Source organism: Dyella sp. (genome assembly GCF_036568765.1).
Taxonomy (GTDB): Bacteria; Pseudomonadota; Gammaproteobacteria; order Xanthomonadales; family Rhodanobacteraceae; genus GSA-30.
In genome coordinates, this window is sequence record NZ_DATCRY010000211.1 from 1 (window position 1) to 18,834 (window position 18,834).

General features: G+C 58.9%; 16 protein-coding genes and 1 pseudogene. 7 read left to right on the plus strand and 10 right to left on the minus strand.

The genetic code is table 11. The annotated features are described in order from the left end of the window. The 5 genes and pseudogenes from VIM98_RS14775 to VIM98_RS14795 all read right to left on the minus strand — a co-directional run. Positions 1 to 629: pseudogene (locus VIM98_RS14775) on the minus strand (hypothetical protein); the annotation flags it as partial. Positions 630 to 647: 18 nt separating this feature from the next. Further along, a complete protein-coding gene (locus VIM98_RS14780) occupies positions 648 to 1,523 on the minus strand; it encodes a universal stress protein (protein WP_331993871.1) in 876 nt (291 codons plus the stop codon). A gap of 13 nt (positions 1,524 to 1,536) precedes the next feature. Continuing rightward, positions 1,537 to 2,004, minus strand: coding sequence for a GNAT family N-acetyltransferase (locus tag VIM98_RS14785; protein ID WP_331993872.1), 468 nt, complete (start codon positions 2,002 to 2,004; stop codon positions 1,537 to 1,539). Between the two features lie 363 nt (positions 2,005 to 2,367). Continuing rightward, positions 2,368 to 2,913: a universal stress protein gene (locus VIM98_RS14790; RefSeq protein ID WP_331993873.1), complete on the minus strand. Its 546-nt coding sequence runs from the start codon at positions 2,911 to 2,913 to the stop codon at positions 2,368 to 2,370. A gap of 121 nt (positions 2,914 to 3,034) precedes the next feature. Then, complete coding sequence (locus VIM98_RS14795) at positions 3,035 to 4,009, minus strand: hypothetical protein (protein ID WP_331993874.1); 975 nt, start codon at positions 4,007 to 4,009, stop codon at positions 3,035 to 3,037. 213 nt (positions 4,010 to 4,222) lie between these two features. Between VIM98_RS14795 and VIM98_RS14800 the strand changes: the two genes are divergently transcribed. Further along, on the plus strand, positions 4,223 to 4,960 hold the full coding sequence (locus VIM98_RS14800; RefSeq protein WP_331993875.1) for a Crp/Fnr family transcriptional regulator: 738 nt from the start codon (positions 4,223 to 4,225) through the stop codon (positions 4,958 to 4,960). On the opposite strand, the gene VIM98_RS14805 is transcribed toward VIM98_RS14800, so the two are convergent. Next, the gene (locus VIM98_RS14805; RefSeq protein WP_331993876.1) at positions 4,954 to 6,939 is read right to left on the minus strand and encodes a PAS domain S-box protein; all 1,986 of its coding nucleotides are present in this window, start codon (positions 6,937 to 6,939) and stop codon (positions 4,954 to 4,956) included. The two genes, VIM98_RS14800 and VIM98_RS14805, sit on opposite strands and share 7 nt — an antisense overlap. An 8-nt stretch (positions 6,940 to 6,947) precedes the next feature. Continuing rightward, positions 6,948 to 7,691, minus strand: a complete 744-nt coding sequence (locus VIM98_RS14810; RefSeq protein ID WP_331993877.1) for a response regulator — start codon at positions 7,689 to 7,691, stop codon at positions 6,948 to 6,950. 636 nt (positions 7,692 to 8,327) lie between these two features. On the opposite strand from VIM98_RS14810, the gene VIM98_RS14815 reads away from it, so the two are divergent. Next, the gene (locus VIM98_RS14815) at positions 8,328 to 9,359 is read left to right on the plus strand and encodes a serine hydrolase domain-containing protein (protein ID WP_331993878.1); all 1,032 of its coding nucleotides are present in this window, start codon (positions 8,328 to 8,330) and stop codon (positions 9,357 to 9,359) included. 45 nt (positions 9,360 to 9,404) lie between these two features. Here the strand turns inward: VIM98_RS14815 and VIM98_RS14820 are convergent, their stop codons facing one another. Next, positions 9,405 to 9,854: a PA2169 family four-helix-bundle protein gene (locus VIM98_RS14820; RefSeq protein WP_331993879.1), complete on the minus strand. Its 450-nt coding sequence runs from the start codon at positions 9,852 to 9,854 to the stop codon at positions 9,405 to 9,407. Between the two features lie 173 nt (positions 9,855 to 10,027). Further along, positions 10,028 to 10,594 carry a TetR/AcrR family transcriptional regulator gene (locus VIM98_RS14825; RefSeq protein ID WP_331993880.1) on the minus strand — a complete coding sequence of 189 codons (567 nt, stop codon included), beginning with the start codon at positions 10,592 to 10,594 and terminating at the stop codon, positions 10,028 to 10,030. A 154-nt stretch (positions 10,595 to 10,748) separates the two neighbouring features. On the opposite strand from VIM98_RS14825, the gene VIM98_RS14830 reads away from it, so the two are divergent. Further along, on the plus strand, positions 10,749 to 11,744 hold the full coding sequence (locus VIM98_RS14830) for an aldo/keto reductase (RefSeq protein WP_331993881.1): 996 nt from the start codon (positions 10,749 to 10,751) through the stop codon (positions 11,742 to 11,744). 121 nt (positions 11,745 to 11,865) lie between these two features. On the opposite strand, the gene VIM98_RS14835 is transcribed toward VIM98_RS14830, so the two are convergent. Beyond that, positions 11,866 to 12,564 (minus strand): CerR family C-terminal domain-containing protein, encoded by a 699-nt coding sequence (locus VIM98_RS14835; protein WP_331993882.1) that lies wholly within the window; start codon positions 12,562 to 12,564, stop codon positions 11,866 to 11,868. Between the two features lie 214 nt (positions 12,565 to 12,778). Here VIM98_RS14835 and VIM98_RS14840 point away from each other — a divergent pair, with 214 nt between their 5' ends. The 4 genes from VIM98_RS14840 to VIM98_RS14855 form a co-directional block, all read left to right on the plus strand. Then, on the plus strand, positions 12,779 to 13,795 hold the full coding sequence (locus tag VIM98_RS14840; RefSeq protein WP_331993883.1) for an HlyD family secretion protein: 1,017 nt from the start codon (positions 12,779 to 12,781) through the stop codon (positions 13,793 to 13,795). Then, positions 13,788 to 15,371, plus strand: coding sequence for an MDR family MFS transporter (locus tag VIM98_RS14845; protein WP_331993884.1), 1,584 nt, complete (start codon positions 13,788 to 13,790; stop codon positions 15,369 to 15,371). The genes VIM98_RS14840 and VIM98_RS14845 overlap by 8 nt, the downstream gene beginning before the upstream one ends. 11 nt (positions 15,372 to 15,382) lie before the next feature. Further along, positions 15,383 to 16,831, plus strand: coding sequence for an efflux transporter outer membrane subunit (locus VIM98_RS14850; protein WP_331993885.1), 1,449 nt, complete (start codon positions 15,383 to 15,385; stop codon positions 16,829 to 16,831). Positions 16,832 to 17,029: 198 nt separating this feature from the next. Beyond that, positions 17,030 to 18,834 (plus strand): hypothetical protein (locus VIM98_RS14855; RefSeq protein ID WP_331993886.1); only part of this gene is annotated, 1,805 nt, incomplete at its 3' end.

Sequence of the window (18,834 nt, forward strand, 5' to 3'; positions counted from 1 at the left end):
GGGTGGATGGCCGCCGTTTCGACCCCTTCCCGCCGCAACCAGTCGTGTATCGGCAGACGTGCAGGCGACAATCCGGGCAAAAGCTCGACTGAGCCGTCCCATACCGTGACGGACGCGGCCTGACGAAGAAACGGGAGCGCAGCACGGAGCGCTCTTACCGCCTCCAACGACCCATTCCAGGCAACCGTAACGTTCCGAAATTTCAGCGCTCGCTGAGTATCCATAGGCAACAGCAACATCGGCGACGCGCCCGATAAAAGCACATGCGTCAGGTAATCGAAACCTTGCATGTACCCGGTTTCCAGGCTCGGCAATGTGCTTACGGTAAGATCGGCCAGGCAGGATCGATGTGCCAGCACGCTGGCATAAGGCCCTCGCCCCACCTCCCACGTGCCTTCGACGTGATGGCGCCCGCACAGTTCCGACCACCATGTCGCCATGGCGCTGGCTTCGATTTCCGCTTGGGCAAGCACTGCGGCGACATCGGGAATCGCCAGAGTGGACGGAACGATGTCGATGACATGCAAGCCGGTCGCAAACGCGCCAAACGCATGGGCGAGCGGTAAACCGGCCACGACAACGGCAGCATCGTCGCGCATATCGTCTACATGGAGAATCAAGTCATACATGAACGACTCCCTGCCATGTCAATGCTGCATCCACACCGGAATCGCGGCATGTTCGAGCACGAAGTGCGTTGTCCCACCCCACCATCGCTCTTCAAGCCGCGAGTGGTTATACGCACCCATAATCAACAAATCAGCTTTTAATTGCTCCGCTTCCGCCAACAGCCGCACCCCCGCCCGGACTCCGGAATGGATCAAGCGAGCGTGTACTCTGAGGCCAAGCCGCCCTAAGTACATATAAGGATCGAAACGCGGTGCGGCGACACGAGCCCAGGATGTATCAAGAGAACCATCCAGGATGTGGACATGCCTGGCCTTGAGGATGACAGGCAGCGCCGCATAGATCGCCCGCGTGGCCGAGTCGCTGCCATCCCAAGCCAGCGCTATACGCTCGAACTCGATCTTGGAAGCCGCCTGCGAAGGCATGATCAGGCAAGGTATCCGAGTGGCACACAGCGCCTTGCTGAACGCGAATTTCTTGCCGGAGCCCTCGATCAGGATGCGATCGAGCACGGCCAGATTGTGCCAGCTTCCCAGTTGCGAAAGTAACGCGGGTAAATCGCCGCCGACGCTGCGCCAGTGGACATGATGTATCCCACCATCCATCGCGAATGCGACAAAATCGTCCCCCTCTCGATCCACCGAATGAGCTTCTGGCGCGGCATCATGGAATGCCGCGGCGACCTGCTCACTGCTGCGCCGACTGATTCGTAATTCCTCGAACAGACAACCTGTCAAGGCGCTGCCGAACGCATGAGCCAAAGCGGTAGCGGTCAGCGTCGCGCTGCTCCACGGTGCGCGCGACGATGTAATCAAAGCAAGGATGCCCGCCATGGAAGGGGATACGGAAGGCATCACCGGCAAGATATCCGCCGATGTGGCACGCAGATCCATCATAGGATTCTCTCGTTTAGAGCGCCAGTGAATGAATGACCTGCATGCCATCGTCGGGATCGGGGCTACGGCTAAATCCAAGATACATAGCCAACTCCCGCATCTGGCCGTTTTCGGCACTGTCGATCGAATACATTTTCTTGAATCCGGCGGCGCGCGCTTTGGCGATCAGATGACGCATCAGAGCCACAGCCAATCCCTTGTGCTGCCAATCTTCGGCAACGGTCACAGCGCATTCGCAGCTGCCTTCGTCAGAGGCACTGTAGCGAGTAACACCGACCTCACGTAGCTCACCATTGTCGTGGACGAGGGCAATGAACGCGCAGCTGTCGGGCTCACGGACATTCATGAGCTGCCCAAGCAAAACCTCACTGACCTTCTGGTTTTCTGCCAGAAATCGAAAATAGCGCGACCTCGGGGAAAGCCGCTCGATGAAGCGCCGCTCGCGGTCCCTATCTTCATGCCGCAAAGGGCGAACTAGCACGTGGCTTCCGTCAAGCAAGGTCTCGATCCAATGCTCGCCGGCAATGGATGCATAGGCCGAAAGATTCTGGTACGCGTGCTGTGATGACATAGCCAACTCCTTAGACGATCCGCAAATCCGTGCGCGTTAGTTTCAAGTAAGAAATATCGGTAGCGCCTTGATAGAAATCAATCGCGTACGTGCTTCTGCCGAAATGACCTGGTAGAACCGCTTTAAATGGACATCCGAATATCTATCGGATTTTCGTTGTTGTCCCAGCGAGATCTATAAAATGCGGTATCGATCCGCCTTGTCGCGACGCGCACTGGAACGGCGATCAAAGTAGCTTTCGGGCTTCTGAAATCGTCTGCCTCGCTTTGAACATCAATGCATTGCCAGTACTGGCACATCCACGCATTGGATGAGCTTCACCGTCTCACTACCACGAACGTGCCTAGCCCATCCCTCCCAGCTGTGTGTTCCCATGACGACGAGATCGCAACCTTCGCGCGCAATCGCTCCAGCAATGGCACAATAAGGACGCTGATCGAAGGCGTAGCCGGATTGGCATTCAACGCCGGCATCGCGCGCCAATGCGCACACGCGGTCCAAGTATTTCCTGGCGCGGTCTACCGCCATATCCTGGTAGGTGGCATCCATGAACTGAATCAGTTCGGCCACATACGTCACCGCAGATAGTGGCTGCAGCACATGAAATACATATACTTTCGCTCGCATGGCAGCAGCCAGCGTTACAACCTTGAAAGCTGCTTCGAACGATGCTTCCGTACCATCGACTGGAATACAGATGTGTGTAAATAGTGCTTTCTTGGACGTTGTGCCTGCGCGGCGAGCCTCCGCCTCGCTCTCGATGGGAGCGCTGGCACGCCCCCGACGCCGCCAATAAGCTCGACTATGCAGCATGGCCATGGCGCATCACCTCATCTGGAATCTAAGGATAGTGTCTCGCCCGTTGACAGACTCAATCTTGATGCGGATCAAGAAAAAAGCAGGCATCGACCATAGCTCTCCCGCACCGATCCTATGCGTCTTATGCGTGGACAGACGTTATGCCAAGAGCGTCGCGCGCAGACGCGATGGGCTGATCGAGCCAGGGGAGTATCTCGGCCACCATCTTCTGCCTGGCCAGCACCAACGCATGGGGCAAGCTCCGTGATGGCCGCAACTGTGTGCTTCGCCTGGACAGCGCAGATCCCGCGTAGTCGTGGCTTTCCATACCCGCAGCGCCTGCCTGTCCATGCTCTACTTGCACCGGTTCGATGCCATCGGCAACACAGTTGGCAAAAAGGGCCAGCCGCGGTTGAGGCGATATCGCCGTAAGCATGGCATGCCTGAATCCGGCACCCTCTCCTTCATCTCTCCATGAGGGTGGCAATTGGCGTAACCAGTCCAACGAGCGACCTTCGCCTGGGCGAACCAGACAGCCGTAGCGTTTGGCTTGCGCGATCGATCCGACTACCGTCCCTCGACGCAACGCATTTCCGACCTGCGCCATCGCCCGCAATGCAGCCACGCTATCGTAATCCTCATTCAATCGTACTAAGGCATCGCCAAAACCGATGATCCCGATGCGATGATGCAGTATTCGCTCTGTCGTAGCCCCTGCCTGCCATGCGGCCAGGTCGGCCAGCTTGACGGCCAAAGCCGCCGCACGCTGCATGGCAGCCAGGTCGATGTAGGTCCTTGCCGCAGGGCCTCGCACAAAACTGGCGACATTCACCGCCACCGAAAGCCAGTCTTGCGGCCAATAGGGAGCATCCGTGCCGGCGCTGGCCAGCACGCGTTCGTCAATCAGAACTTCCCAGGCCCGGAAAGCCCGTAGGAATTCATACTCGGCCTCGGGCCGTTCGTCCGGCGGCAACCCCTGCACCAATGTGTTACTGATGCGCTCCCAGGTCGCATCGACAGTGATGTCGCGCAACCGCCCCTTTTCACGCCAGCGAAACCACGTATCCCATGCTTCCACCGCGACCGGGGTGACAAAAGGAGACAAGGTGTCTTTCATGATCATGGTATCGGGTCATGGAGCGAGTCATGTTCCAATCTAGGGAGCGGACGAGGTCGCGCATTGAGACAGATCAATGCGCGGCCGGGTCGCTCTACGCGGCCGATACAGTTACAAACTGTTACCAAGCGTTACGCGTCGCTCATCGTTGTGTCGATAAGCATGGCTAGCTTTCGACTCCAGGCACTTTGTTCACAGCCGGGGAGAGCTACCATGAACGCAGTCATCCAGGAGCACAATAGCTCATCGATCCATGCTGCACCCGTCGCCAAACCGGTTGTTCGCCCAGCGCCCGGCGCAGGGTTCGATCTCGACGCGCTGCGTAGTCATATGCTTGTCCAGATGCATAAACTGGAAGCAGGAAAGGCTCTCTATCGCGCGGGCCAGCCTTTTCGCTCCTTATTTCTCGTTCATGCGGGCTTCCTCAAAAATACGCTGGTATCCGAAGATGGGCGCGAGCGCGTTACGGCGTTCCACATGCGAGGCGACGTGCTCGGCACCGAAGCGATCGGCACGAGCATGCATGTATGCTCGGCGGTCGCGCTGGACAGCAGCGTAGTCTGGGAAGTGCCCTATACGTGTTTGCTACGAGCAGGCGCTGCCGATCCGTCCTTGCAGGCACGGTTAGCCGATATATTGGCCGCCGAGATGCGCAACGACCGGCGCTGGATGCTCGCTCAGAGTACTCTTGGGGCAGAACAACGCGTGGCGTCGTTTCTACTTCACATGGCAGCACGGCATGAAGACCTCGGCTTCAGTGGCAGGCGCTTTATGTTGCGCATGAGCCGGATGGATATCGCCAGCTTTCTTGCCCTCAAACACGAGACGGTAACGCGCGCCCTGTCGCACTTGGCGGATCTGGGATGCATCCGCATCCAACTGCGCGATGTCCAGATTACCGATCCCTCTCGGCTGGAGCAGTTATCCCAGCAGAACGAACGCATTCATTGATCTCGGCTGTCCCATCGATGCGTCGCCCTGACTAGCGCAGCGGCCAAATCGTCGCGAAGGTACGGTTTAGGCAGCAATTCGTAGACGCTGTCGTCATATGCCTCCGTACGTAACGAGCGCTCGTCGCCGGAAGTAAGCAATACCGGCAGGTCTGGCCTCGTCTCTCGCAACCTGTGCGCCAGGGCCACTCCGGTCATACCGCTCCCCAGCATGATGTCCGAAAACACCATGGTGACAGCTGGCAGCGTGTGCAGCATCTCCAAGGCCTGCTCAGCGTTACGGGCGGCGTACCCGACATAGCCAAGCGAACGAAGAAAGCGCAACGCGACATCGCGAACGTCCGGCTCGTCCTCTACCACGAGAATCGTTCCTGGAGAGAGCCTGCCCGCCTGCGGAGCATGGTTCCTGGCCGTTACGGCCAGCGCGGGAGCGGCTGCAGGCAAATGCAGTTCGATGCATGTTCCATAGCCAAGCTTGCTCTCGATCGTCAATCGCCCTCCGGATTGGGTGACGAAACCGTAGACCATACTCAACCCCAGCCCGGTTCCTTTATGCTGCCCTTTTGTAGTGAAGAAAGGCTCGAAGGCGTGAGCCAGAACTTCCGGGGACATGCCAATACCGGTATCCCGCACAGACAACACGATATCGCTCTCCTTGCCCGCCGCCGGCCCACCGGACTCACCATCGCGCACAGTGACGGCAATCGACAACCGGCCGCCACGCGGCATGGCATCCCTGGCATTGATGGCAAGATTGACCAGAGCGGCTTCTAGCTGCCCAGGATCCACAAAAATGGCAGGGGCGTCCGGCGGGCAAACAATATCCAGCTCAATCGCATCGCCAAGCGTGCGCCGAAGCAACCCACCAAGATCTTCAAGTATCGCGTCGACACGACAGACTTGTGGCGATAGCTGCTGTCTGCGCGCAAATGCCAGCAGCTTGCGCGTCAGATCCGATCCGCGAGCGCTGGCGCGCCGGGCCGCTTGCAACACTTCCAGCGTATCGGGCTTGTCAGCGAGTTCGTCTTCAAGAATTTGCAGATTACCCGAGATGATCGTCAACAGATTATTGAAATCATGTGCAATACCACCGGTCAATTGCCCGACAGCCTCTAGACGTTGCGCATGAGACAGCTGTTCCTGGGTCCTGATTCGCTGGATCGCGCTGGTCAACATCAAAGCAAACGATTGCAGGAAATGCATCGCATCGTGTTCGAACTCTCGTGCTTCCTGCGAGAATACCAGCAAGCCCCCCAGAGGCTGGGTCGGATCGAGAAGCGGCGCGACGGCTGCCGTTGCGAACATCCTTCCCGCATCGTTTGCCAGAAGTGACGGATCGAAGACATGCGGCTTGCCGTCTGCCGCCAGCGCGTCCATGAGCCCTGACGGCAGCGCCCGATTCAGCGCGTCCACCAGCTCCCTGGGCACACCTAGCGTGGTGTGCACTCTGATACGCTCATGCAGCGCATCCTTGAAGGCGAGCGCCACACCCTGCACCCGCAGCGCGACAGAAACCTGCCGCGCTATATCTTCGATCGCCTCGCCAAGGTTGGGGGCCGCCAGGAGAAGCTGACCGATCTGCGCGATGGCGCTGTCATGACGGGCTCGCACCAACGCTTGCCGTGCTCTTTGCGTTTCAGAGATATCCCGGATGGCGGCAACATAAAGCGAGTTATCTTCGGAACGCACAGGACTGAGTGCCACTTCCACAGGAAATTCAGCACCGTCGGAACGCAGGCCGACGAGTTCCTGGCCAGCGCCCATGGGACGCACGCGCGGATTATGGGAATACCTGGCTACATGATCCTTATGAGCGGAACGTGCTCTCTCCGGAAGCAGTACCTCGATGGGTCGCCCCAAGAGTGCCCCTTCGTCGTAACCAAATAGTTTCTCCGCCTGGCTATTCACACGGACGATGACACCTGCCCCGTCCACAGCAAGCATGGCATCGGGAGCAATATCGAACAGTTCGCGGAACATGGTGTGCCCTAACCGGCAGAGACCGAAGTGGCGAAGAGGTATCCCGCGCCCCGAATCGATTTGATCAGGCGGGGCTCCTGTGGATCGTCTTCCAGCTTTTTGCGAAGGCGGCCGATCTGGACATCGACGGCCCGATCGTACGGGCCAGCGTCGCGCCCATGAAGATACCCCATGATCTGGTCGCGGCTGAGTACACGGTTAGCATGCTGGGCAAGAACACAAAGGAGATCGAACTCTCCACTGGTCAACCTGATCTCGCCGCCAGGCTCCCGCGACAAACTGCGAGTTTCCATGTCCAGGACGAAACCGGCAAACCTCAAGGCCCGTGAATTCGAAACAGGCCTTGCGGCGGGACGAGCAACGGACATCCGGCGGAGTACGCTACGTACCCTCGCCAGGAGCTCGCGCAAATCGAAGGGTTTGGTGACGTAATCGTCCGCTCCGAGCTCAAGTCCTACGACACGGTCCACGGCGTCACCGCGGCCGGTGACCATGATGATGGCTCCCGACCAATGCGCCCTGAGCTGCCGGCAAACCTCAAAACCATCTTCCCGCGGCAAACCCAGGTCGAGCAGGATCACGTCCACGGTTTCCCGTGCCACGATGTCCTGCGCGCCGACCCCATCCTCAGCAGAGCTGACGGTAAAACCTTGGCCGGCGAAATAGCGACGAATAAGGGCCACCACCTCATCGTCGTCGTCGACGACAAGGAGGTGCGGATGAGACCGGCCAACGTCTGCAGATACCGCCATAGGCCCCCGCGTTCGATCTGTCGGGTGCTCATGGTATCAGCGAATCCGGCCGCACGCTCTACTCCAAATGGGCGTGTTTTCAGGAAGCTATTTTCCTCGCGGCGAGGGCCGAAAAAGGGTGATCATCCACAGGACAATCGCCAGGGCGCAGACCACCCCCGCGCCCCAGCGCCAAGCGGGCGACTCACTCAAGTATGCAAGGCATGCGCTGGCAACGGTGACCACGCTCAATATCAGTATCGATGGAGGGAGTGGCAGTAGTGGCTCGCGTTTCATGGTCCACGCTCGCTAGATAAGGAATCCAAGATGCGAACAGCATGCCAGCATGAGCCAGCGGGGGTCTTGATCCGTATCAAGACCCAGGTTTATTGCACCGCCATGCCATCCAGGGGCATGTCGACTGCACCACGGACATCATGACCTTCTACACAAGGCCGAACACCTGCCGTGAGGCAGGATGATCCACGTCTATTTCCGCCCCAAGATATTCAGGAGCAAGCCATGTCGCTATCGTGTCCCGTTGGCCGTCTCGCTTGCCTTGCGGCACTGCTCGTTACTGCAACGGCTGCCGCAGACTCCGCTCGCCTGCCCGCGGTGGCCAGCGACAATCCACGCCAGGGAGCGCTAGATCGCGCCATGGATAATGCCGCGGTCGACTACTTCCGCAACGGCTGCCATGTTGGTCTATCTATTGGCGTAGTAACGCCTGGGGGAGTTTTTTTCTACAACTACGGTGCAACCCGACCTCATGGGCACACGCTACCCGGCCGCCATAGCATATACGAGCTCGCCTCGGTCACCAAAACCTTCACCGGCTCGCTGGCTGCACGAGCAGTGATCGAGGACAAGCTGCACATCGACGACGATTTTCGACTCTATCTTCCTGGCGACTACGCTAACCTGGCCTGGCAGGACAAACCCATCACTCTGGCTACCTTGATCACGCATCGCTCCGGCATGCCGCGCGACATTCCCGATTCGGATGCCATTTTTACCAAAAAAGATTTCAAGACCTTGCCTTATGAGTTGCTTGCGCTGCAGAAAGGCTTCGATCGCAGCAAGCTACTTTCCGCCTTGCATCGAGTGAAACTGCGCAGCGCCCCGGGAAGCACCGAGGTGTATTCCAACGCAGGCTATCAGGTGATTGGACTTGGGTTGGAGAAGATATACGGGCAGCCCTTTGAGACATTGATGAGCCGGCAGCTGCTTCAGCCGTTGGGTATGAACTCGACCGGATTTACCGTCGAAGGCGCTAAACACACGCTTCTGTTATCCGGCTTCGACCGACAAGATCGTAAGGTGCCTTATCATCCACGCAATGCTGGCGCCGCGTGGGGCCTTTACTCCACCACAGAAGACATGTCGAAATACATACGTTGGCAGTTGGACGCGAACGATCCCATCGTCAGGCAAATGCGGCAACCACTGGTCGGCAACGCAAAGGAAGGTGAGGCCATGCCCTGGAATCTGGCTACCGAGGGTGAACAACCGGTGTTATGGCATGGCGGCGGCAGCTTCGGCATGTCCAGCCAGGTCGTGCTGTTTCCGGCACAGGGCGAAGGTTTCGTTCTGCTTGCCAATGACACCTGCGAAGGCACCGAAGGCGCGCTAAAAACCATCGCCATGGACGTGCATGCTTCATTCCGCAGGGATCGAGCGAGACCCTGAGACCGGGGCCGTCGCTCGCCCCATGCCGCACCTTTGTGTATTTCTTTATTGTTCCATGCCACGCTTGAGGTCGCGCATTTCGTCGTGACCTTGCCGCACCGAGACAAATGCGGCCTGCACCGCCTCACGGCATAAAGGAGCGAGCTTTTCGTCGCTCAGGGCTTCTTCGAACTTCGCTTTGATATGGTCCTCGCCACGCTCCACCTCCGCTACGACCGCTTTATCGCCCTTGCTCATGGATGCTCGCAAGTCGACGAATACGCGATGAACCGACGCCAACGCAGTGCCATCGTCTTCAGGATCACCACCCAACGAAGCGACCACTTGCTGGAGCCCGATGGCAACCTGCCGGCGCTCAGCGGACCAGTCCTGAAAAAGATCGCGAAACATCGGGTTTTCCGCCTCTTTCGCCGCTTCGCGGTACCCCTCTTCGCTGTCGATGGTGGCCGCAATCAGTCCATTGATGACTTTAATATCGTGATCATTCTGGCTCATGACTCGCTCCGCTCAGTAGGTTGTGTCAGCACACTGCACGCCGGCACATTTGCACGGAGCAAGGTATCGCCATAGTGAAAAGCAAACGATGGCGCCCATCACGCGGATGCCAGCGTTTCTTGGGGCGATACGGCGTCTTGAAAAGCGATAAGCCGTCGATGCACCAACCGGCCTCAGCCGGGCCACGCTTTTAGCGCCATCTCGACGGTACAAAGCAGATCCGCGCGGCTTGCACCAGAACGCGCATCGGACGCCATTCCCCAGCCTACAGTCATCAAAAAACGGGCGAGCGCATCGGGATTGGCGCCAGCGGCCAGATCGCCCTCCTGTTGCGCACGCTTGAAGCGTTTGCGCAAACGCCCTTGCCGCGCCTTACGTACACGGGTCAACTCACCGCCTAACAAGCTATCCGGGGCGCCGCCGGCCAGGGCACAGTTGGCGGCAAGGCAGCCGGGAGGGCATTCCGGATCGGTATAAAGCTCCGCCCATCGAAGAAGCATTTGCTCGGCCACCTCCCTTGCTGTGGCGCAGTTCACCGCATCCTCGGCGTATTGCAGACGACTGGCCCGATAGCGATCGAGGACGCGACGAAAAAGTGCCTCTTTGCTACCGAATGCGTGATAAAAGCTCGGCGGCGCGATTCCGATGGCTGTGGTGAGGTCGGATAGCGAAGTGCCCTCATAACCCTGGCGCCAGAACAATACCGTCGCCGCTTCTATCGCCGTTTCGATGTCAAACACTCGTTGACGCGCCATATCGCACCCCGATACTTGTCTCGCAGCGCAATTATAGCATTCGTTACAAAATCCTTGACGACCCGTTTTGCGCGGAACTATAGTGATCGATACAAATAGCCCCTCACCCTCTCATTTGCCCCAAACGATCGAGGTTGCCATGCAGTTCGCGCCACTAGGCAGCACAGGTTTGTCTGTTTCCCGCCTATGCGTGGGCACCGGAACGTTCGGTCATCAGACCGGCGAAGCCGAAGCGTTCCGCATCCTCGATGTTGCTGCTGAAGCGGGGGTGAACTTTATCGATACTGCCAATATGTACCCCGGCGGCGCCTTGCCGCATGAGATCGGGAGTTCTGAAGAGATCACCGGGCGCTGGCTGAAAGACAAGCGAGCCAGGTTCATTTTGGGGACAAAAGGCGGCGCGCCGATGGGCCCACTCCCCTGGGATCGTGGCACGTCGCGCAAACACCTGCTCGATGCGGTCGATGCTTCACTGCTGCGCCTGAATACTGACTACATCGATCTCTATCAGGTGCATATAGACGATGCGACCACGCCTCTGGAGGAAACCGCGGAGGCTCTGGACATCATCGTGCGTTCCGGCAAGGCTCGCTATATCGGCGTGTCGAATTTTCTGGCATACCGTCTGGCCCGCGCTCTCGGCCGGCAAGATGTATTGCGGCTCGCACGCTACGTTTCGGTGCAACCACGCTATAACTTGTTGTTCCGCGAAATAGAGCGTGAATTGTTGCCCCTGGCCAAAGAAGAAGGCTTGGCAGTCAATCCGTACAACCCGTTGGCAGGCGGCATGCTCACCGGGCGCTATCGCCGCGCCGACGATCCGGATAAGGGGCGTTTCTCAGCCGAGATGGGCCAGTTCGGCGAAATGTACAAGGCGCGTTATTGGCGCGAGCGGGAGTTCGACACGATTGAGCGGCTCACTGCTGTCGCACGAAAGGCGGACGTGCCACTGCCGACGCTGAGCATCGCCTGGATCATGGCAAACCCTGTCATCACATCTGTGATTCTTGGGGCAAGCCGAAGCGAGCAATTGAAGGACACACTCGCTGCCGCCGATTTCGAGATCGCTCCCGAATTGAAAGCGCAGCTTGACGAGCTCACCATCGATTATCGACGTGGAGACGCTGGCCGCTAGGTCCGGAGCACGGCGAGTGCCGCTAACCCTCCGTATTCCGAATCGAAACCGCAGTCTCTCGCCACGGCAAACCCAAGATGCGAGAAGCTCCTCATCCCTCGAGCCACCACTAGAATGCCTGCTATTCGATCCGCCAACTATTAAGCAGCGTACGCGTTTGCTCAAGCACGTTCGCCTTGAGTAAGGCCCCCTTCTCCGCATCGATCTCCTTCCATCCGAGCACATCGAGGCAAGCGCCCGGCGGGTGATAGAACGGCATGATCTGGCCCTTGAGCGTCAACATCCGGATGCGGGTAACCGGGTCGTCGGCACCCCGACCGGTAATGCGCGCCAGCAAGGCCAGCGTTACCTTGTTCAGCGGCTGCTTCAGCCGGCGATTGAGCATCTTGGAGGCCACATTGGCCTCCTCGTCGCCAAGCTCTCGAGCAACGAAGAGTCGCTTCTTCGATGCGTGCGTGCGCAAGATCACACTATCCAGGGTAACCTCCTGGATGCCGACGAACGCATCGATCAACGCATCCATGCCGCCATCGCCCTTCAAGGCATCGTTGGCTTGCCGCATGGCGGGAGCGAATCGGTCCCTGAGCTCGTTCGTGACAAATTCGGCACAAGCTTGATACACGCCCTGCTTGTTTTCGAAGTAGTACTGCAGTGCAGGGGCATTGACCCCGGCCGCCGCGGCGATATCGCGTGTCGACGCCCCGGCGAAGCCGTGCTCGCCAAATAGCTTCACGGCTGCGGCGATGATGCGTTGGCGGGTTTCGTCGCCACGTGCATAACCGCCCTCGGTAGGGCGACGGGGGCGCTTGCTTGGGGTCATGCGTTGCCTCTCATGAGAACGATCTCCTGCTTACCCCCCGAGGATACCATTTGACAAATGTATTCCAATCGGAATAAATATTCCACCTGGAACATTTTCAGGACCGTCAAGCATGCCCGCCACGACCGAACCCGTATCGGACGCCTCCAGAGGCGCTGCCGCTCCCCCCGTTCGCCCATCGAGAATACGTCGTTTCCTTTTGCCCGCAGCGCTCGTGCTATGTCCTGCAGCGGTGCTCGCGCTAGCCTACTGGTGGCTTGTAGGGCGCTTCATCCAAAGCACGGACGATGCCTACCTGCAGGCGGACAGCGTCATCGTCGCTCCGAAGGTCAGCGGCTATGTCACTGACGTCTACGTCGCAGACAACGTTGCCGTCAAGGCAGGCGACCCGTTGGTACGACTGGACAGTCGCCAATACCAAGCCGCGCTGGACCAAGCCAAAGCCACCATCGACGCCCGCAAGGCCGATATCCAACGTGCGCAGGCGGCCATCCCGCAACAACGTGCTGCTATCGAACAGGCAAAGGCGCAGCAACAAGTGGCGGCGATCAACAGCCGCCACACCGAAGACGAAGTACGCCGCTACGGCCCGTTGGCAACCACAGGCGCTGAAAGTGGCGATCAGTTGTCGGTATTGACCGCTAACCGGGATCAGGCGCGCGCAACACTGGCCGCCGACACGGCAGCTCTTGCTCAGGCACAGGAACGCATGGCCGATCTGGACGCCCAATTAGCGCAAGCAAAGGCCCAGTTGGAGGCCGCTCAGGCATCGGAACGGCGAGCCGAGCTGGACCTGCAAGACACCCTTGTCCGCAGCTCGCTCGCCGGCCGTATCGGAGACCGGACCGTCCGTGTCGGACAGTATGCGCAGCCCGGCACACGAATGATGACCGTGGTCCCCGTACAGAGCATCTATCTCACTGCCAATTTTAAAGAAACCCAGGTCGGCCGGATGCGCGCGGGACAGCCCGCAAGGCTGCATGTGGATGCGTTGACGGGCACAGACTTGCACGGCGTAGTCGACAGCTTCGCGCCGGGCACCGGGTCACAGTTCGCCCTGCTTCCGCCTGAAAATGCCACGGGTAATTTCACCAAGATCGTGCAGCGCGTGCCGGTACGCATCCGGATCGATGCTGACGAGCAGACACGTAAGTTGCTGCTCCCCGGCCTGTCGGTGACGGTGGAAGTGGATACGCATTCGCTGACCTCGGCAGGCAACGACCATGGCTGAGACTGGCTCTTTGCCAGCCGCGCATCCTGCACACGCCAGCGCTGCGGACTGGATTGCCGTGGCCGCCGGCTCGCTCGGCGCGCTCATGGCGACGCTCGACATCTCCATCACCAATTCTGCCCTGCCGCAAATTCAGGGTGAAATCGGCGCTACCGGTACGGAAGGCACTTGGATCTCGACCGGCTACCTAATGTCCGAAATCGTGATTATTCCGCTGGCGGCGTGGCTGACGCGAGTGTTCGGCTTGCGCAAATTTCTGCTGGGTGGCGCAGCCCTGTTCATCCTGTTTTCGATGATGTGCGGTATGTCGCATACCCTGACGGCCATGGTTATCGGCCGTATCGGCCAGGGGCTGACCGGCGGCGCAATGATCCCTACAGGCCAGACCATCATCCGCAGCCGCTTACCGATGTCTCAGTTGCCAATCGGTATGACGATCTTCGGTCTGATCGTGTTGCTCGGCCCACTGCTAGGGCCTGTGCTGGGTGGCTGGCTCACGGAAAATATCAGTTGGAGCTGGTGCTTCTTTATCAATCTGCCGGTATGTATCGGCTTGATCGCATTGTTACTACTCGGTCTGCCGGCGGATCATCCGCACTGGGATGCGCTCAAGCAAGCCGACTGGCTCGGTATCGTCGGACTCTCGGCCGGCCTGAGTTCGTTGACGGTGGTGCTGGAAGAGGGACAACGCGAACGCTGGTTCGAGTCCGACATGATCGTCTGGCTGAGTTTGCTGTCGCTAGCTGGCATGGCGCTGATCGCGATCTCGCAGTTCACCGCAAAGAAACCGGTGATGCGCCTGAGCCTGCTGCGCAATCCACGCTATGCAAGCGTCATCCTGATCGTGCTGGTGGTCGGGGCGGTGTTCTATTCGGTCATCTACCTCATTCCGCAGTTCCTCGGCCTGATCGCCGGATATAACGCCGAGCAATCCGGGTGGGTCATGCTGATCTCCGGCGTGCCAGCATTTCTCATGATGCCATTGCTGCCGCGCCTGCTCGGCAAGGTCGATTTCAGAATCATGGTGATCACCGGCCTGATGTGTTTCGTGGTGAGCTGCATGCTGGACATCCACCTGACCGCACAAAGTGTCGGGCAGGATTTTGTCTGGTCGCAACTGGTTCGCGGCGCAGGTCAGATGCTGGTGTTCATGCCCTTGAACCAGGCGTCGATGGCGGCGGTAAGCCGCGAAGAAGCCGGCGATGCCGCTGGCGTCTACAACATGGCGCGTAACCTGGGTGGCTCGATCGGCCTGGCCGTTATCGGCACCGTGATCGATCGGCGCAATACCTTTCACGTTGCGTCGATTCGCGAATCGCTGACCGCCAATTCGACGCTTGGTCAGGATCGCCTCGCTGCCAGCGCAGCAGGCTGGTTCGCACGAACCGGCGATATGGCACACGCAAAAATGCAGGCACTCGGCCAATTGGCCGCGCAGATCCGGCAGCAAGCCATGGTGATTACGTATTCCGAGATCTTTTACGTTCTCGGCGTCGCGCTGCTGTGTTGCATTCCACTCGCGCTGCTGCTGAAGACGCCCAACTATGGTGCACCGGCAGCTTCAGGCGGCCACTAAGGATATTTCTCATGTACCCAAGCGCTTCACGCCAGCTGCTTTTTGCACTTCTCGTATCCATCGTGGCGTTGCCTGGCTGCACTGTCGGACCTAACTATCGCGGCGCACCGGATGTCGCAGGTAGCGCCGGCCGTGCCAACGCTTTCGTTCGGGCGCCCGCGGAGGGAGTCGTGCCCTCACATGCCCCAAGCCAATGGTGGAGTACGCTTGGCGATGTTCAATTGAACGCACTGATCGAAGAAGCGCTGGCGCACAACCAGAATGTACAGGCCGCGCAAGCGCGGCTGCGCGAATCCCGAGCGCAGCTGCAACAGCAACATGCCGACGCATTGCCGACCGTATCGGGCGACGCCGCCGCAGTACGTATGCGTAAACCCGATCTATCCGACTTGCAATCGTCGCAGGGCGATTCGACGTCACAGCACGGTGGCCCGTTGCAGCTGTATACCGCTGGCTTCGATGCCTCGTGGGAAGCCGACCTGTTTGGCGGCACACGCCGCGCGATCGAGGCAGCTTCGGCCGAAGCCGACGCTGTCAATGCCGACCTCGCCGATACTCAGGTATCGCTGGCAGCCGAAGTAGCACAAGCCTATATCAATCTCCGCGATCAGCAACAGCGCCTGATTCTGGCCAAGCGATCGGCCGAACTCGAGCAGCAAACACTTGTCTTGATCCAGCAGCGGCATATGCGCGGCGTCGCTGGCGGTACAGATGTCGAGCGCCAAACCACCCAGGTGGAAAGCACCCGCGCAACACTCATTCCCTTGGACGAGCAGATCGCCGAATCGCTGAACCAACTCGCAGTACTCACAGGACAGCCTCCAGGTACGCTCGACCACGAATTATCGGCACCTGTGCCCTTACCCACCCTGCCCGTAACCGTCCCCATCGACGATCCCGCACACATGCTGCAGCAGCGCCCGGATATCCGCGCTGCGGAACGCCGGCTTGCCGCGAGTAGTGCACAGATCGGTGTACGTACCGCCGATCTGTTCCCCAAGGTAACGATGCTGGGGTTCATCGGCACCAACGCCGTAGATCCCGGTCACCTGGCCCGAAAAAGCTCGTTCACCTGGCTCGGCGTGCCTTATCTGCAATGGGATGTGCTCGATTTCGGCCGCACGCGCAACGGCATTCGACAGGCCGAAGCCCATCGCGATGAAGCCAGCGCCCGCTATGCGCAAGTCGTACTCACCGCATTACAGGATGCCAATAACGCGCTATCGCGTTACGGCCACCAGCGAGAAAGTGTCGCTCGACTGCAGAAGATCGAAGCGTCCGCCGATCGCTCCGCAACCTTGATGCGCCAACGCTACGACGCAGGCGCGTCCTCTATGATCGATCTACTGGATACGCAGCGCACACAGTTCTCCGCACAGCAAAACCTTGTCGAGGGGCAAGCCAACCTGTTGAAGGATTTCGTGTCATTACAGAAGAGCCTTGGGCTGGGCTGGCATTAAGCCCGATATGGCAGCCTGCTTTTGAAACAAGAAACGCCAACCGGCAGGCAGCTGAAACTACGTAAGCAAAATCGGGATTTGTCTCAATCATTCCGAAACAAGCCCTGGCGCGCAAATTCTCGAGAAAAATTCGGCAGCTCGCTACATATCGGTCGCTAACCTTGTCGCCTTGAACAAGCGACAAGGTTCTGCGGGCACATGCAAACATCATTCAAGCGGGCCGCCTTGGCGGCAGCAGTCGTATTCTCATTTCAGGCGCAGGCCCAGTTCGTTGCCGACGGGGTACACAAAGATGCTTCCGCTGGCGGCACCTACGAGACATTCGACGATCTTGAAGACACCTTCAGAGCCATCAACGGCGGCTCTATCTCAGCCGATAACGTAACTATTGCAAGCTTCGGCGATGTAGCCAATGGCGTTCATGCCGGCGGAAAGGACAGCTCGGTTATGCTCACGCGCGGATCCGTGACTACTTCCGGCGAAAGCGCCTCCGCCCTTTACGCTGACGGCAATGCGTCGATCGCCGCCCTCGGGACGAACATCAAAGCCACCGGCGCGCTGGCAAATGGCGCTGAGACCGCCACAGGCGGCATCATCGTGTTGACGAGCGGATCGATCGACGTGAGTGGCGGAGGAAGCTGGGGAATCAGCAATGACGATGGATCGGTTACTGCCAACAATGTAAACATCGTATCGTCAAGCACCCCCAAACTCGATGGCTTTTTCTTTCCGGGCGGCGGCGTTGCCTCGGTGCAAGGAACGGTGACTCTTAATGGAGGCTCGGTTCTAACCACAGGAGACGCCGTGTTCGGCCTCTTGGCGAAAAGGGGCCGGATCTTTACCGATGGCACGTATATCGCGACCACCGGCAATAACAGCCCGGCTGCCAATGCGTTCGAAGGCATCTTGACCCTCAAAGGTGGATCCGTTTCCACCTCAGGTGAATCCTCCCTTGGCCTTTCCGTCATGATTCCCGATGAAGAACCCGACATCTTCAAAAATGGCGGCGCCGTTTCGGCCAGCGGCACCCGGGTCGAGACGCTCGGCCGCCGGGCGCATGGCGTCTATCTAAGCAGCACGGACTATCAAAGCACCGCAACCACGGCCTATCTTGATTCTGGCAGCAGCATTACCACGCGAGGAGCAAACGCCGCCGGTATCTTCGCACAGGCAACCCGTCCGCATTATGCAAAAATCATCGGCAACGACATCGTCGTGCGCGCCGATGACGGTGAAGGTCTTTATCTCAACCGATTCGCCGATATGGACCTGAAACGCAGTAGTGTATCTTCAGGTACGCAGGTGGCACTGTATCTCGATGCCTTGGACGCACAGTCAACGCTTTCGGTGACGGATAGCACATTAGTAGGCGACGCCGGCTATGGCCTTTATGTCAGGGGTGGAACACCGTTACTTTCGCTAGATAACGCTCTCGTACAAGGCAAGGAAGGAGCATTCGGCGCCGAAGGCGATCCTGGCACGCATGTCAATGTCGAAGCAGATCGCGGCTCGAGGCTGCTTGGCGACGTGGTCGCTTTTGGCGATGCCACCTTGCACCTGGATCTCCTGAATGGTTCTTCGCTTCAAGGTGCAGCGCTACCGTTGACGAACGGACATATCGATCTCAGCGTGGATGCCACCAGCCGCTGGACTATTACTAGCGAGTCCGCAGTGCGCACTTTGGATAATCGGGGGCAGATCGCCTTCACCGGGGACTATAGCCGGTTACGCGTCCTAGGCAATTACCAGGGCGGCGGAGCGGCAACACTGCGCACTGTGCTCAATGTCGGCGGCGCACTGGGCAACCAATACACCGATCGCCTGTTGGTTGCAGGCGATGCCTCGGGTGTGACTGCACTAACTATCGATGTGCGAGGCAATGGTGCAAATACCAATGTGGCGAACGACCATCAGATGCATGGTTACGAAGGCATTTCACTGGTGCAGGTCGCCGGGAACGCCAACGCAGGCAGCTTCGCATTGGCCCATGGCTACGTTACCGC

What these genes read in the sequence shown, in the direction of transcription:
- VIM98_RS14780 (WP_331993871.1), bottom strand. Translation starts at nt 1,523, where the DNA reads ATGATGGATCTGCGTGCCACATCGGCGGATATCTTGCCGGTGATGCCT.
- VIM98_RS14790 (WP_331993873.1), bottom strand. Translation starts at nt 2,913, where the DNA reads ATGGCCATGCTGCATAGTCGAGCTTATTGGCGGCGTCGGGGGCGTGCC.
- VIM98_RS14795 (WP_331993874.1), bottom strand. Translation starts at nt 4,009, where the DNA reads ATGAAAGACACCTTGTCTCCTTTTGTCACCCCGGTCGCGGTGGAAGCA.
- VIM98_RS14800 (WP_331993875.1), top strand. Translation starts at nt 4,223, where the DNA reads ATGAACGCAGTCATCCAGGAGCACAATAGCTCATCGATCCATGCTGCA.
- VIM98_RS14805 (WP_331993876.1), bottom strand. Translation starts at nt 6,939, where the DNA reads ATGTTCCGCGAACTGTTCGATATTGCTCCCGATGCCATGCTTGCTGTG.
- VIM98_RS14810 (WP_331993877.1), bottom strand. Translation starts at nt 7,691, where the DNA reads ATGGCGGTATCTGCAGACGTTGGCCGGTCTCATCCGCACCTCCTTGTC.
- VIM98_RS14815 (WP_331993878.1), top strand. Translation starts at nt 8,328, where the DNA reads ATGGATAATGCCGCGGTCGACTACTTCCGCAACGGCTGCCATGTTGGT.
- VIM98_RS14820 (WP_331993879.1), bottom strand. Translation starts at nt 9,854, where the DNA reads ATGAGCCAGAATGATCACGATATTAAAGTCATCAATGGACTGATTGCG.
- VIM98_RS14830 (WP_331993881.1), top strand. Translation starts at nt 10,749, where the DNA reads ATGCAGTTCGCGCCACTAGGCAGCACAGGTTTGTCTGTTTCCCGCCTA.
- VIM98_RS14835 (WP_331993882.1), bottom strand. Translation starts at nt 12,564, where the DNA reads ATGACCCCAAGCAAGCGCCCCCGTCGCCCTACCGAGGGCGGTTATGCA.
- VIM98_RS14845 (WP_331993884.1), top strand. Translation starts at nt 13,788, where the DNA reads ATGGCTGAGACTGGCTCTTTGCCAGCCGCGCATCCTGCACACGCCAGC.
- VIM98_RS14850 (WP_331993885.1), top strand. Translation starts at nt 15,383, where the DNA reads ATGTACCCAAGCGCTTCACGCCAGCTGCTTTTTGCACTTCTCGTATCC.